Raw genomic sequence first — 13,865 nt, 5'->3', positions numbered from 1 at the left:
CGGGACATGGCTACTCCTGACTTCATCCGCACCCTGCGCGCCTCGGCCGGACACCAGCTGCTGTGGCTGCCCGGCGTCACGGCCCTCGTCTTCGACGACGAGGGCCGCGTGCTGCTCAACCGCCGGGCGGACACCCGCAAGTGGTCGGTGATCGGCGGCATCCCCGACCCGGGGGAGCAGCCCGCGGCCTGCGCGGTGCGGGAGGTCGAGGAGGAGACCGCGGTGCGCTGCGTGGTCGAGCGGGTCGTGCTGATCCAGGCCGTGGAACCCGTGACGTACGGCAACGGCGACGTCTGTCAGTTCATGGACATCACCTTCCGCTGCCGTGCCGTCGGCGGACAGGCGCGGGTCAACGACGACGAGTCGCTGGACGTCGGCTGGTTCGACGTGGACGCGCTGCCCGAGCTGAACGAGTTCGGCAGCTTCCGCATCAAGCAGGCCCTGTCCGACGTACCCACGTGGTTCGACCCCTCATCCACATGGCTCGACCCCACTGGAAACCGCTGAACTGTGGGGTGTGACCACATGGGTCGACCGGGGCGTGCTGCCTAGGGTCGACCCATGACCGCGCCCCGTGCCCTTCCGGCTCCCCACGACACCTCCCTCGACCTCGGTGGCCGTACCGCGCTCGTCACCGGCGCCGCAGGCGGCATCGGCCGCGCCTGCGCCCTGCGGCTCGCGGCCGCCGGTGCCGAGGTCAGAGCCGTCGACCGGGACGCCGGCGGGCTGGAGGCGCTCGCCGCGGCCGCCGCGGACCTCGGCGGCAGCGTCGAACCGCACGTCCTGGACCTCACCGATCTGGACGCCGCCGAGTCCGCCGCGGCCGGGACCGACGTCCTGGTCAACAACGCCGGACTGCAGCTGGTCCGCCCCATCGAGGACTTTCCGCCGGACGTCTTCCACACGGTGCTCACCGTGATGCTGGAGGCCCCCTTCCGCCTCATCCGCGGCGCCCTGCCGCACATGTACGGGCAGGGCTGGGGCCGGATCGTCAACATCTCCTCGGTGCACGGCCTGCGCGCCTCGGCCTACAAGTCCGCGTACGTGGCTGCCAAGCACGGCCTGGAGGGGCTGTCCAAGACCACCGCCCTGGAGGGCGCGGCCCACGGTGTCACGTCCAACTGTGTGAACCCCGCCTATGTGCGCACCGCACTGGTCGAGAAGCAGATCGCCGACCAGGCCCGCGCCCACGGCATCCCCGAGGAGCGCGTCGTGTCCGAGGTGCTGCTGCAGGACAGCGCGGTCAAGCGCCTCATCGAACCGGACGAGGTCGCCGACGCCGTCGCCTACCTGTGCGGCCCGCGGGCGTCCTTCGTGACCGGCACCTCGCTGGTCCTGGACGGCGGCTGGACCGCCCACTGAGGCACGAGCCGACCGCGGCCGGCCGTCGGCCGACGGAGTTGTCCACAGGCCTGACGGGGCGGCCGCCGGATGAGGAATCCTGAGACCCATGCCCCGCGATCACCCGCAGTCCGCCGAGCACTCCGCCCCCGCCGCCGGAGCGCCGGCCCGGCCCCGCCCCGACGCCGCCCGCCCCGACGCCGCCCGACACGCGCCCGACGCCGCCCGGCCCGCGCCCGACGGCGCCGAGGCGCCGTTCCTCGAACTGCTGGCCCGCGGCGCGCCCGCCGAGGCGTACGAGCAGCCGGTGCTGCTGGCCCGCGCCGAGGGGCTGCCCGCCGAGCGGGTCGCCGCCCTGGAGCGGGCCAAGCTGCTCGCGCTGCGCGTGCGCTCCGAGATAGAGGGGCGCCGCCGCCGGGAGGCGGAGCTGTCCGCGCTGTTCGAGACGGCCCACGACCTCGCCGGACTGCGCGACCTGGACGCCGTGCTGCGCGCGATCGTGCAGCGCGCCCGCTCCCTGCTCGGCACCGACGTCGCCTACCTCAGCCTGAACGACCCGGCCAGGGGCGACACCTACATGCGGGTCACCGAGGGCTCGGTGGCGGCCCGTTTCCAGCAGCTGCGTCTCGGCATGGGGGAGGGGCTCGGCGGGCTCGTCGCGCAGACCGCCCGCCCCTACGTCACCGACGACTACTTCCGCGACGGCCGCTTCCAGCACACCCGTTCCATCGACAGCGGGGTGCGCGACGAGGGGCTCGTCGCCATCGTCGGGGTGCCTTTGACGCTCGGCGACCACGTCATCGGGGTGCTGTTCGCCGCCGACCGCCGCTCCCGGGTGTTCGAGCGGGAGCAGATCGCCCTGCTCGGGTCCTTCGCCGCGCTCGCCGCGGCCGCCATCGACACCGCCAACCTGCTCGCCGAGACCCGCTCCGCCCTCGCCGGCCTGGAGCGCGCCAACGAAATCATCCAGGACCGCAGCGCCGTCATCGAGCGCGCCTCCGACGTCCACGACCGGCTCGCCGAGCTGGTCCTGCGCGGCGGCGGGGTGCACGACGTGGCCGCCGCCGTCTCCGAGGTGCTGGACGGCACCGTCGAGTTCACCGAGGCCCCGGCGGCGCCCGCCGAGGCCCTGGAGTCCTCGCGCGCCGAGGGCCACGCCGTACGGCACGGGGGCGACTGGACCGCCGCCGTGGCCGCCGGGGACGAACTGCTCGGCGCACTCGTGCTGCGCGGCCACCCGGAGCTCGACCCCGTCGACCAGCGCACCCTGGAACGCGCGGCGATGGTGACCTCGCTGCTGCTGCTGGCCCGCCGCTCCGCCGCCGAGGCCGAACAGCGCGTCCGGGGCGAGCTGCTCGACGACCTGCTCGACGCCCGCGACCGCGACCCCCGCCTGCTGCGCGAGCGGGCCACCCGGCTGAGCGCCGACCTGGACGCCACCCACGCCGTGCTCGCCGCCCGGCTGGAGGGCGGCACCGCCGACGCCGACCAGGAGGCCGACGCCCGCAGACGGCTGTGGGCCGCGGCCTCCCACCTCGCCGCGACCCGGCAGGGCCTCGCCGCGGCCCGCGACGGCGGCACCGTCCTGCTGCTGCCGCTCACCCCCGGCGACACCGCCACCGGCCTCGCCCGCCGCACCGCCCGCGAGCTCGGCACGGCCGTCCACGAACCGGTGACCGTCGGCGCCTCCGCCCCGGTCGGACAGCTCCTCGACCGTCCCGACACCGTGGCCACGGCCTATGCGGAGGCCCGGCGCTGCCTCGACACCCTGCGACTGCTCGGCCGCAGCGGCGACGGCTCCGCCGCCGAGGACTTCGGCTTCCTGGGCCTGCTGCTCGCGGGTGAGCGGGACATCGCCGGCTTCGTCGACCGCACCATCGGCCGGGTCGTGGCCTACGACGCCCGCCGCGGCACCGAGCTGCTGCGCACCCTCGACGCCTACTTCACCTGCGGCATGAGCCCCGCCCGCACCAAGGACGAGCTGCACGTCCACGTCAACACGGTCGCCCAGCGGCTGGACCGCGTCGGCCGCCTCCTCGGGGACGACTGGCAGAGCCCGGCGCGGACCCTGGAGATCCAGCTGGCCCTGCGCCTGCACCGCCTGTCCGGCATCACCCCGCCGCCCGCACAGCCGTGACCCCCGCACCGCCGAGGGGCGGGGGCGGGGGTCAGGGCGACGGAGCGGGTCAGTGGGTGCGCGCGTCCTCGGCGGCCCCGGTCCTGACGGGCGGCGTGCCCGGCCCGTCCACGGCGGACACGTCCGCCAGATCCCGGTGCCGGGTCTCCTTGGCCACCGCCACGGCGACGACCGTGAGCAGGCTCGCGGCGATGACGTAGAGCGCGATCGGGGTGGAGCTGCCGTAGTCCGACAACAGCGCGGTGGCGATCAGCGGGGCCGGGGCGCCCGCCGCGACCGACGCGAACTGGGCGCCGATGGAGGCACCGGAGTAGCGCATCCGGGTCGCGAACATCTCGGAGAAGAAGGCGGCCTGCGGCGCGTACATCGCCCCGTGCATCACCAGGCCCACGGTCACCGCGAGCAGCAGGGCACCGAAGCCCCCGGTGTCGATGAGCGCGAAGAAGGGGAACATCCACAGCCCCACGCCGACCGCGCCGATGAGATACACCGGACGCCGGCCCACCCGGTCCGACAGCGCACCCCAGGCCGGGATCACCGCGAAGTGCAGCGCGGAGGCGATGAGCACCGCGTTGAGCGCGGTCTGCTTGGACACCCCGGCCGAGGTGGTGGCGTACACCAGGATGAACGCGGTGATCACGTAGTAGCTGATGTTCTCCGCCATCCGCGCGCCCATCGCCACGAGCACGTCACGCCAGTGGTGGCGCACCACCGCCACCAGGGGCATGCGCTCGGCGGGGGCGTCGGCCTCGCGGGCCTCGGCACGCTGGAGTGCCTCCTTGAACACCGGCGACTCGTCGACAGAGAGACGAATCCACAAACCGACGATCACCAGGACCCCGGAGAGCAGGAACGGGATGCGCCAGCCCCAGGCCCCGAAGGCGGAGTCCGACAGCACGGCGGTCAGCAGCGACAGCACACCCGTCGCCAGCAACTGCCCGGCCGGCGCGCCGGTCTGCGGCCACGAGGCCCAGAACCCGCGCCGGCGCGCGTCGCCGTGCTCGGACACCAGCAGCACGGCGCCGCCCCACTCACCGCCGAGGGCGAAGCCCTGCACCAGCCGGAGCACGGTGAGCAGGACCGGCGCGGCGCTGCCGATGGTGGCGTGCGTGGGCAGCAGCCCGATCGCGAAGGTCGCCCCGCCCATCATCAGCAGGCTCAGCACGAGCAGCTTCTTGCGTCCGAGCCGGTCCCCGTAGTGCCCGAAGACCAGCGCGCCGATCGGCCGCGCGGCGAACCCGACGGCGTACGTGAGGAACGACAGCAGCGTGCCGACCAGCGGATCGGAGTCCGGGAAGAACAACTTGTTGAAGACGAGCGCGGCGGCCGAGCCGTAGAGGAAGAAGTCGTACCACTCGATGGTGGTGCCGATGAGGGAGGCGGCGACGATGCGTTTGAGGTTGCTCGGTGCTGGTGGGGCGGTAGAGGGCGACGACATCGGCACCACTTCCTGGCGTTGCGGGGACGTTTGCGTGTCGCCACACCGTAGGAACCCGCAGGTCAGGCGCACATGTGGCGGGACACCATAGTTCTGGCGCCGAGCATCCGCGCGGGCACCATGCCACCGTGGGCGTTTCGCGGTGTTCGTCCCCGGGAACCCGGCGGGCCGCCGACGCGGCGCCGACGAGAGGAACGGACATGACCGGGCAGCAGGACCAGGACGCCGACCGCTACGGCCGGGCGCGCAGCGACGAGGAGCCCGGCGCCCACTCCGGCGCGGAGAAGCAGGCGCAGGAAAGGTCGGTACCGGGCACCGGGAGCGCGAAGGAGGGCTACCAGACCGGTCGCGGGACGACGGCGGGCAAGCCCTTGGAGGGAGTCGAGGCGTCCGCGGACGCCGACGACGAGACGGGCGGAGACACCGGAGACAGCCGGAAGAACTCCTGACCACCGACCACACGGAAGGAGACATCCCCTTGAGCGAGTACACGCCGTCGCAGGCCGAGGGTGAACCCGATACGGCCGGAGCCGCGGACGAGCAGGATGAGCAGTCCGGTCGTCGGGACGTGCCCCGGACGACGCCCTCGCAGGCCGAGGGCGGGGACGAGGAAGAGGAAGAGGAAGAGGACGGCGACCGGGAGTAAGCGGGAGCCCCGGGCGGTCCGGTCCGTGACGCGGCGGAAGTCCTGCCGGCGTCCTCACCCCATGCGGATCACCACGTACGTCTCGCCGTCCTTCGGGGGGCGGGTCCAGGAGCGGGCGGGGAAGGTGTGCAGGCGGCCGTTCCTGAGGGCGTGACGGGGGAGGCGCACGCCGAAGTGCTCGGCCATCGCGTCCAGGAGCGGCCGTTCCGCCTCGGCGCCGGCTCCGGGGGAGGCGAGGAAGCGGTCCGGGTCGAGCGCCCGCGGGATGTCACCGGTGCGCCGGATCGCGCCGTCGGCGTAGGTGAAGGCGTACTCCTCGGTGCCGTCGCGGGCCACCGACAGGTGGAAGGACGGCTCCCCGTGCCGGGCGGCGAGGTCGCTCCACACCACCACCGCGCGGGTGTCCGCGGAGGCGGTCGCGGCGGGGGAGACGAAGCGCCGGGGATCGAAGTGGGCCGGGGTCCCGTCGAAGGCGAAGCTCCAGCCGGCGCCGGCCCGGCCGACCGCCATCAGAGGCCGCTCGTCGTAGGACGAGGACTCGCGTCGGCCGCTCCACAGCCGTCGGTGAGCCTCCCTGAGCGTCAGGGGCTCGTCGAGCGTCGTGCCGTCCCCGTCCCCCAGACGCCCCGGGAGTTCCTCCGGACCTACCGCTTCAACCAGGACGAAGCGGTAGGACGTGTGGTGGTCGCCGGGGCCGGGATCCGCGAGCCACGCCAGGCCACCGGGCCCGCCGCGCGGCCTCGTCGTCCGCGTCCCGCACGTCACCCTCGCGCAGGGAGTCGGCCCATTCCCCGCTCCACCGCAGCAGGAAGGTCCTCCAGTCGAACGCCGCGTTCTCCGTCATGCGCCGATGCTGTCACCCGCCACTGACAGGCCGACCCAGAGGTTGACAGGTGTGGACCTCTTCGGGCGGGGCATTCGCAAGCCTGGCGCCCCACTGGGGGACGGCTTCGGACGAGGGGAGAGGTACCGAGATGATCCTTCCGGCGGAGAAGGAACTGCGTGCTGTGCTGGCCCGGTTCGCCCAGGCGCGTATCGAGCACGACGTGCTTCCCACCGGCCGCACCAGCCGGCTGCTCGAGGACGCCACCTACACGCTGTGCGTGATGACCGGCTCCCGTACCGCCGACGAGGCCCTGCGCGCGGCCGACGCCCTGCTGGAGCAGTACCGGGCGGGCGGCTCCGGCCTCCGCCAGGAGGACGAGACGCTGGCGGCGTGACGCCGCAGGGGCCGGCCGGTCAGCGCAGCAGCGGCAGTTCGTGCAGGTTGGTCTTCGCCAGCTCCAGCAGTTCGTCGCCCTGGCCCGAGAGCACCGTGCGCGTGGCGAACAGGGAGAAGCCCTTCACCTGGTCGTAGGTGAGGTTCGGGGGCAGGGACAGCTCCTGGCTCGCCGTGCGGGCGTCGACGACCGCGGGACCGTCGAGGGCGAGGGCCTCGCCGAGCGCGTCGTCCAGCTGCCCGGCCCGGTCGACCCGGACGCCGAAGATGCCGGCGGAGCGGGCGACGGCCGCGAAGTCGAGGTCGTCCAGGTCGGTGCCGTAGTTGACGATGCCGCCGGCCTTCATCTCCAGCTCGACGAACGACAGCGTGCCGTTGTTGAAGACGACGACCTTGACCGGCAGACGCAGATGGCGCAGCGTGATCAGGTCGCCCAGCAGCATGCTCAGTCCGCCGTCCCCGCAGAACGCCACGACCTGGCGCCGCCGGCCCGCGGCGGCCTGGGCGCCGATGGCCTGGGGCAGCGCGTTGGCCATGCTGCCGTGGTTGAAGGAGCCGATCAGCCGTCGGCGGCCGTTCATCGTGAGGTAGCGCGCGGCCCACACGGTGGGCGTGCCGACGTCCGCCGTGAAGACCGTGTCGTCCGCGGCCAGCCGGTCCACCGCGGCGGCGACGTGCTGCGGGTGCATCGGCGCGTCGGTCGGCCTCGCCTCGCCCAGACGGTCCAGGTGGGAGCGCACACGCCGGTAGTGCTTGGTGAGCTTCTCCGCGAACGCGCCGTCGGTCTTCGGCCGGAGCAGCGGCAGCAGCGCGGCGGCCGTGTCCTTCACCGTCCCCACGAGCGGCACCGTGACCCCGGTGCGCCGTCCGATGTGCTCGCCGCGGATGTCGACCTGGACGACGGGCACGTCCGCGGGCGGGTAGAACGGCCGGTAGGGGAAGTCGGTCCCCAGCATGAGCAGGGCGTCGCAGTGCTCCATGGCGCGGTAGCCCGAGCTGTAGCCGATCAGGCCGGTCAGGCCCACGTCGTAGGGGTTGTCGTACTCGAGGTGCTCCTTGCCCCGCAGTGAGTGCACGACCGGGGACCTCAGGGCGTCCGCCAGGGCCATGACCTCGGTGTGGGCGCCCACGCAGCCGGCGCCGCCCAGGATCGTCACCCGCTCCGCGTCGTTGAGCACGCCGGCGGCCTCGGCGAGGGCGTCGCGGTCCGGCGTCATGTGCGACACGGTCCTCAGGACCGGCCGCGCGAACGCCCCGGCGTCGCCGAGAGCGGCCAGCAGCATGTCTCCGGGGACCACGAGGACGGACACCCCGCCCCGCTCGACGGCCATCCGCATGGCGATGTGCAGCAGCCGCGGCACCTGCTCCGGGGTACTGGCGAGCTCGCAGTACACGCTGCACTCGCGGAACACGTCCTGCGGGTGGGTCTCCTGGAAGTACTCGCTGCCGATCTCCTCGCTCGGGATGTGGGCGGCGATCGCCAGGACGGGCACCCGGCTGCGCTGGGCCTCGTACAGGCCGTTGATCAGGTGCAGGTTGCCCGGACCGCAGCTGCCCGCCGCGACGGCGAGGCGTCCGGTCAGGGAGGCCTCCCCGGCGGCGGCGAAGGCGGCCGTCTCCTCGTGCCGGACGTGCGTCCACCCGACGGTCCCGTTGCGGCGCAGCGCGTCGGTGAAGCCGTTCAGGGAGTCGCCGGGAAGGCCGTGGACGCGGCGGACGCCGGAGGCCGCCAGTGCCTCGACCATGCGGTCTGCGACGGTCGTACTCATGGTGTGGGCCCCTGTCTTCGGACTGCGGGAGGGGGGAGGGGCCCGTCGGTCCCGGCGGCGTCGGCGCGGGCGGGATCGACGGGGCGGGAGCCGGCGCTATCCGAGCGGCTCGACCTGCGTGACGTTGTAGGACATGGAGGCGCGGAAGCCCATGCCCGCGCGGACCGGGGCCAGGTCCGCCAGTTCCTCGCCCGGTGCCTGGAGCAGCTCGATCTCGCTGGTGCCGGTCCACACCTCGGCCACCTGCTGGTCGGCGTAGTCCATGCGGACCAGTTCGTGCACGGCGGGCTTGTCGTACTTGCCGACCTCCAGCGTGGGGAAGTGCCGCAGGTTGATCGTGTCCCGGCTGAGCAGGGCCGACGGGTCCTCCATCGGGGCCACCAGCGTCACCCGCGCCGTGGCGAGGGTCCGCTCGTCGCAGGAGAGGGACGCCCCGAAGCGGGCGCCGGGCGACAGCGTCGGCGATGCCTTGCCCGGTGAGGCGAACACCCGCGTCTGATGCACGTTGCCGGCCTTCTTCGGGAAGCCCTGGATCCAACCGCGGGCCAGCGCATGGTGGTTGTCGACGTAGATGTACGGGCACCACGACACCGGCCGACCCTGGTGACGGGCGTCGACCAGGACGAAGAACTCCCGGTACTGGCTGCGGACGGGGTCGAGGTACTCGTCCTGCTCGCCGTTGAACTGCCAGTCCACGAAGAACGCGACGACCCGCCCGGAGGTGTCCGGATCCGGGTCGAGTCCCTCCGGCAGCGTCGCCTCGGCGGCGGCGGGTTCCGTGAAGAACTCGACGCCCACGATGTCGCCGGCGTAGTGCCACGGCGGCGTCGGGGCGATGTTCGCCTCGCCCTTGGGGGACAGCGGGACGGTGTAACCCTTCAGCATGAGCGTCTCCTCCGGGTCCGTACGGCTCGGTTCAAAGGGGTTCGTGGGCGGACAAGTTGTAGACGTGGCAGGGCGGCTGCCTCAGGCGCCGGCGCGGCCCGCGGCGAGCCATTCCGCCTCATGGCCCGGGTCGGGAAGGACGCGGCCCGCCTCGACCGCTGAGCGCGCCGGGCTGTCGAGGATCACCACCATGACGTGCTCCCGCGGAATGCCGGACGCACGGGACGCGGCCTCCGCGAGCGCCAGCGCCAGCCGGGTCGTCGCGTCCTGCGGATGACCGCGCCGCGCCCAGCCGGTGATCAGCAGGGGTGTCCCGGGACGGCCGCCGACGTAGACGTTCTCCGGTGGCATCTCCGCGAAGACGACGTTGACGTAGTCCGGCGGTACGTGGTTGATGTCGGAGTGGATGCCCGTGATGTCGGCGGCGAGTTCGTCCTTGACGCCGGGTGTCAGGGATCCCTGGGCGTAGGTGCAGGTGTAGAGGGGCATGAAGCGTCCCGGGGTCGACGGCACGGGTGTGAGGGGAACGGCAAGCGCCGTGCCGGCCCGCCGTCCTGTGCACCCGCGCCATCGCGCATTCTCCGGCGCGGTGACGACGCGGGCGGCCGGCGGCCGAGACACCGAGTGAACTCGCCACCAGACGTCCAGCATCACCCATTGGGCGGAGAGTCGCAGCTCGAAAGCGGGGTAGGGCGGCACGCGCCCGGGTGGGGGGTGTGTGCGACTGTTGGGGCAACGGCCTTCCGTCCCGACCGGAGTTGCTCATGACCACAGCGCGTGACCTGGCCCTCGTCTCCGCCGACCCGCGGGGCGGGGCCGTCGTGGAGCAGGGCGACCTGTCCCTCGCCCTCGCCGGGGCGGAGCTGATCGACCTTCTCGCGGCGGGCGCACTCGCCCTCGACGGCACCCGCCTCGTCCCCGAGGGGCCGCCGCCGGCCGGTGACGTCCTGCTGTCCGAGGCGTCGGAGCGGCTGCGGGACAGCGGGCCCGGCGAGAGCGTGGAGGACTGGCTCTGGCGCCGCGGCCGCGGCCTCGCCGCCCGCTACCGAGCCGTGCTCGAGGAGGAGGGGCTGGTCCCGCCCGAGCGGCGCGGCCGCAACCCGCTGCGCCGGCACCGGGACGCACCGGCCGACCCCTCGGCGGCCGCGCGGGCCAGGGAACGGTGGGAGTCGGGCGACCCCGTGCTCGGCGCCCTCGCGGCGGCCGCGGGGCTGACGGAACGGGGGAGCGAGGAGCAGTCCGACGGGCTCACCGACGACCACGCCGCCGTGCTGGCCACCGTGCTCCAGGCGGTCACGGAACTGGCCGGCGAACGGCAGCGCAGGACGATCGAGGCCGCCGCCTTCGACAACATCTGGCGCGGGAACTGACGCGACGCGCCCGTTCCGCCGGTCGGTGCGTGCGCGGGGCACGGGCGACGCCTTCCGTTCCCCGGCCCCGGCCGTCCCGTGTTGCCGCACCCGCACAGCGGTGGTGGGATGGACACGCTCTTGCGTGCGACGCGGGAGGAGGTGACGCCGGGCGACGCCGGCCCGCCCCGCATCCGGCCGCCGTCCGTCCGACCTCGGTCACGGCGATCCGGCGCGCGACCCAACTCCTGCTCGTCCCACCTCAGTTGCAGTGCGCAGTCCGCGCCCGCCGTCCGCGGCGTCCGAGCCGCCCGAGCGGCGTCGCACCGGGCATCGGGGGCTGCCGCTGCCGGCCCCGGAGTCACGCCATGAACACTTACCGAGTCGCACAGGTACCCACCGCGAACGGATCCTTCGAGATCGTCGAACGCGAGCTGCCCCGACCGGGCTTCCGTCACGTGCGCATCGCCGTGGAGGCCTGCGGGGTCTGCCACAGCGACGCCCTCTTCGTCTCCGCCGGCATGCCCGGTACGCCGTTCCCGCTCGTCCCCGGGCACGAGGTCGCCGGACGCATCGACGAACTCGGTGACGGCGCCGAGGACATGGGCTGGCAGGTGGGGGAGCGGGTCACCGTGGGCTGGTTCGGCGGCAGCTGCTGGCACTGCGTCCCCTGCCGCAGGGGCGACTTCATCGTCTGCGACAACCTCAAGATCCCCGGCTACGCCTACGACGGAGGGTTCGCGGAGGCGATCGTCGCCCCCGTCGACGCCCTGGCCCGCATCCCCGAGGCGCTGGCGGCCCCCGACGCGGGACCCATGGCCTGCGCGGGCGTCACCACGTACAACGGCCTGCGGCGCAGCTCCGCCCGGCCCGACGACCTGGTGGCCGTGCAGGGCATCGGCGGCCTCGGACACCTGGCGGTGCAGTTCGCGGCGGCCATGGGCTTCGAGACGGTGGCCATCGCGCGGGGCGCCGACAAGGCGGACTTCGCCAAGCAGCTGGGCGCTCATCACTACGTGGACAGCACGGCGGGGCCGGTCGCCGAGGCCCTGCAGTCGCTGGGCGGCGCAAAGGTGGTCCTGGCCACCGCGGGCAACTCGGAGGCCATCGCGTCGACGGTGGACGGTCTGGCCCCGCGCGGTGAGCTCGTCGCCGTCGGCGCCACCACCGACCCGATGCCGATCAGCCCCCTCCAGCTGATCCTTCGGGGCCGGCTGGTGCGCGGTCACCCGTCCGGGACGGCGCAGGACGTGCAGGACACCATGACCTTCGCCGCCCGGCACGGCATCCGCCCCCTGACGGAGATCCTGCCGCTGAGCGAGGCGAACACCGCCTACGGCAAGATGATGGACGGCAGCGCCCGGTTCCGGATGGTGCTCACCCCCTGACCCTGCCCGCCCCTCGTCGAACGCCCCGTGCGCTCACGTCGCGCACGGGGCGTTCGACGGAGACGCTCGACAGAGGCGTTCGACCGAGGCGGGCGGACCGCCGGACCCTTCAGGCCGCCGTGCCGTCGCTGTCCCGGTACGTCTCCAGGACCCGCAGCCACACCTCGCTGATCGTCGGGAACGCCGGGACCGCGTGCCACAGCCGGTCCACCGGCACCTCACCGGTGACGGCGACGGTCGCCGAGTAGAGCAGTTCCTGCACGCCCGGACCGACGAAGGTCACGCCGACGATCGTGCGGCGCGCGCTGTCCACGAGCACCCGGGCCTTGCCCCGGTACCCCGTCGCGTACTGGACCGCGCCCGCGACACTGCCGATGTCGTAGTCCACGACGTCGACCTTCAGCCCCGCGCGTTCCGCGTCCCGCGCGGTCAGGCCCACGGACGCCACCTCGGGCTCCGTGAACACCACTTGGGGGACGGCGGCGCTGTCGGCCGTCGGGGCGTGCCGTCCCCACCTGCCGTCGTCCAGCGGTTCGCCCTTGGCCCGCGCCCCGATCACGGCACCCGCGATGCGCGCCTGGTACTTGCCCTGATGGGTCATCAGAGCGCGGTGGTTGACGTCACCCACGGCATAGAGCCACCCCTCGGGGACGTCCGTGACGCGGTAGGAGTCGTCCACGGGCAGCCAGTCACCCGGGGTCAGGCCGACGGTGTCGAGGCCTATGTCCCCGGTGTGCGGCGCACGGCCGGTCGCGAACAGGATCTCGTCCGCGATCAGGGAGTTCCCGTCGTCCAGGGTGATCCGTACCGGACCGTCCCCTCCGTCGTCGCGCGCGACGGAGGCCACCGACGTGCCGAAGCGCAGGTCCACCCCGTTCTCGCGCAGCGCGTCCGCGACCATCTCCCCGGCGAACGGCTCCATCCGGCCGAGCAGTCCGCCGCGCCCGCGTACCAGCATGGTCACCCGCGACCCCAGCGCCTGGAACGCCGTGGCCATCTCCACGGCCACCACTCCACCGCCCACCACCGCGAGGCGTTCCGGCACGTGCCGGGCGGCCGTCGCCTGCCGGTTGGTCCACGGGCGGACGTCCTCGAGCCCCGGCAGGTCGGGGAAGGCGGTGACCGTGCCCGTGCACACCCCGACGGCGTGCCGCGCGGTCAGCCGTACGGTCTCCCCGTCGGGGGTGTCCACGACGACCTGGCGGGGGCCGTCCAGCCGGCCGTGCCCCCGCACCAGATCCACGGAGACGGAGTCGAGCCACTCCGCCTGGTCCTCGTCCTGCCAGTGCGCGGCCATCTCGTCGCGGTGCTCGAAGACGGCCGCGATGTCCAGGGGGCCCTCGACCGCCCGCCGGAGCCCGGGGACGCGCCGGGCGTCGGCGCGCGCCAGCACGGGCCGCAGCAGCGCCTTGCTCGGCTCGCACGCCCAGAACGAGCATTCGCCGCCGAGCAGTTCGTTCTCCACGATGACCGTGGTGAGTCCGGCGGCGCGGGTGCGGTCGGCGAGGTTCTCCCCCGTCGGTCCCGCACCGAGAACCACCACGTCGTAGGCAGGGGAAGTGCCGTTCATGCCCGCTCCCGTGGTCGTCGGCTGGTCGGCTGGGCCATGTCCTCCCAGTGTCCCCCTTCGGTCACGACATCGCCCGGCGTGCGGGGACGTACCGCCCGGCCGCTCCGGGCCCGGAACCACGCG

13 protein-coding genes and 1 pseudogene are annotated in these 13,865 nt (G+C 73.6%); 8 read left to right on the top strand and 6 right to left on the bottom strand.

The window, feature by feature from the left end; all coding sequences use genetic code 11:
- Positions 1-6 precede the first annotated feature (6 nt).
- The 3 genes from ACIF8S_RS15475 (at position 7) to ACIF8S_RS15465 (ending at position 3,478) form a co-directional block, all read left to right on the top strand.
- The gene (locus ACIF8S_RS15475) at positions 7-507 is read left to right on the top strand and encodes an NUDIX hydrolase (protein WP_399999639.1); all 501 of its coding nucleotides are present in this window, start codon (positions 7-9) and stop codon (positions 505-507) included.
- Positions 508-561: 54 nt separating this feature from the next.
- Positions 562-1,362: a 3-hydroxybutyrate dehydrogenase gene (locus ACIF8S_RS15470; protein WP_399999638.1), complete on the top strand. Its 801-nt coding sequence runs from the start codon at positions 562-564 to the stop codon at positions 1,360-1,362.
- Between the two features lie 88 nt (positions 1,363-1,450).
- Positions 1,451-3,478 (top strand): helix-turn-helix domain-containing protein, encoded by a 2,028-nt coding sequence (locus tag ACIF8S_RS15465; RefSeq protein WP_399999637.1) that lies wholly within the window; start codon positions 1,451-1,453, stop codon positions 3,476-3,478.
- 49 nt (positions 3,479-3,527) lie between these two features.
- Here the strand turns inward: ACIF8S_RS15465 and ACIF8S_RS15460 are convergent, their stop codons facing one another.
- Positions 3,528-4,916, bottom strand: coding sequence for an MFS transporter (locus tag ACIF8S_RS15460; protein WP_399999636.1), 1,389 nt, complete (start codon positions 4,914-4,916; stop codon positions 3,528-3,530).
- A gap of 200 nt (positions 4,917-5,116) precedes the next feature.
- Between ACIF8S_RS15460 and ACIF8S_RS15455 the strand changes: the two genes are divergently transcribed.
- Both ACIF8S_RS15455 and ACIF8S_RS15450 read left to right on the top strand, forming a co-directional pair.
- Complete coding sequence (locus ACIF8S_RS15455) at positions 5,117-5,365, top strand: hypothetical protein (RefSeq protein ID WP_399999635.1); 249 nt, start codon at positions 5,117-5,119, stop codon at positions 5,363-5,365.
- 29 nt (positions 5,366-5,394) lie between these two features.
- Positions 5,395-5,562 carry a hypothetical protein gene (locus ACIF8S_RS15450; protein ID WP_399999634.1) on the top strand — a complete coding sequence of 56 codons (168 nt, stop codon included), beginning with the start codon at positions 5,395-5,397 and terminating at the stop codon, positions 5,560-5,562.
- A gap of 54 nt (positions 5,563-5,616) precedes the next feature.
- Here the strand turns inward: ACIF8S_RS15450 and ACIF8S_RS15445 are convergent.
- Positions 5,617-6,300: pseudogene (locus ACIF8S_RS15445) on the bottom strand (SMI1/KNR4 family protein); the annotation flags it as partial.
- A 236-nt stretch (positions 6,301-6,536) separates the two neighbouring features.
- Between ACIF8S_RS15445 and ACIF8S_RS15440 the strand changes: the two are divergent.
- Entirely contained in the window at positions 6,537-6,782 is a 246-nt protein-coding gene (locus ACIF8S_RS15440) for a DUF5133 domain-containing protein (RefSeq protein ID WP_215214060.1), read from the top strand.
- Positions 6,783-6,801: 19 nt separating this feature from the next.
- Here the strand turns inward: ACIF8S_RS15440 and poxB are convergent, their stop codons facing one another.
- The 3 genes from poxB to ACIF8S_RS15425 all read right to left on the bottom strand — a co-directional run bounded on the left by poxB (position 6,802) and on the right by ACIF8S_RS15425 (position 9,948).
- Positions 6,802-8,550, bottom strand: coding sequence for a ubiquinone-dependent pyruvate dehydrogenase (gene poxB, locus ACIF8S_RS15435; protein ID WP_399999633.1), 1,749 nt, complete (start codon positions 8,548-8,550; stop codon positions 6,802-6,804).
- A 96-nt stretch (positions 8,551-8,646) separates the two neighbouring features.
- A complete protein-coding gene (locus ACIF8S_RS15430; protein WP_399999632.1) occupies positions 8,647-9,435 on the bottom strand; it encodes an acetoacetate decarboxylase family protein in 789 nt (262 codons plus the stop codon).
- Between the two features lie 81 nt (positions 9,436-9,516).
- A complete protein-coding gene (locus tag ACIF8S_RS15425; protein WP_399999631.1) occupies positions 9,517-9,948 on the bottom strand; it encodes a tautomerase family protein in 432 nt (143 codons plus the stop codon).
- 251 nt (positions 9,949-10,199) lie between these two features.
- Here ACIF8S_RS15425 and ACIF8S_RS15420 point away from each other — a divergent pair, with 251 nt between their 5' ends.
- Both ACIF8S_RS15420 and ACIF8S_RS15415 read left to right on the top strand, forming a co-directional pair.
- Entirely contained in the window at positions 10,200-10,805 is a 606-nt protein-coding gene (locus ACIF8S_RS15420) for a GPP34 family phosphoprotein (RefSeq protein ID WP_399999630.1), read from the top strand.
- A 347-nt stretch (positions 10,806-11,152) separates the two neighbouring features.
- Complete coding sequence (locus ACIF8S_RS15415; protein ID WP_399999629.1) at positions 11,153-12,172, top strand: alcohol dehydrogenase; 1,020 nt, start codon at positions 11,153-11,155, stop codon at positions 12,170-12,172.
- A 109-nt stretch (positions 12,173-12,281) separates the two neighbouring features.
- Here ACIF8S_RS15415 and ACIF8S_RS15410 read toward each other — a convergent pair whose 3' ends face one another.
- Positions 12,282-13,742, bottom strand: a complete 1,461-nt coding sequence (locus ACIF8S_RS15410) for a dihydrolipoyl dehydrogenase family protein (RefSeq protein WP_399999628.1) — start codon at positions 13,740-13,742, stop codon at positions 12,282-12,284.
- Positions 13,743-13,865 lie beyond the last annotated feature (123 nt).

The sequence above is a fragment of the Streptomyces sp. NPDC085937 genome (genome assembly GCF_044540535.1).
GTDB lineage: Bacteria > Actinomycetota > Actinomycetes > Streptomycetales > Streptomycetaceae > Streptomyces.
The sequence above is the reverse complement of the archived record's forward strand: the minus strand, read 5'-3'. Positions and strand labels throughout refer to the sequence as shown.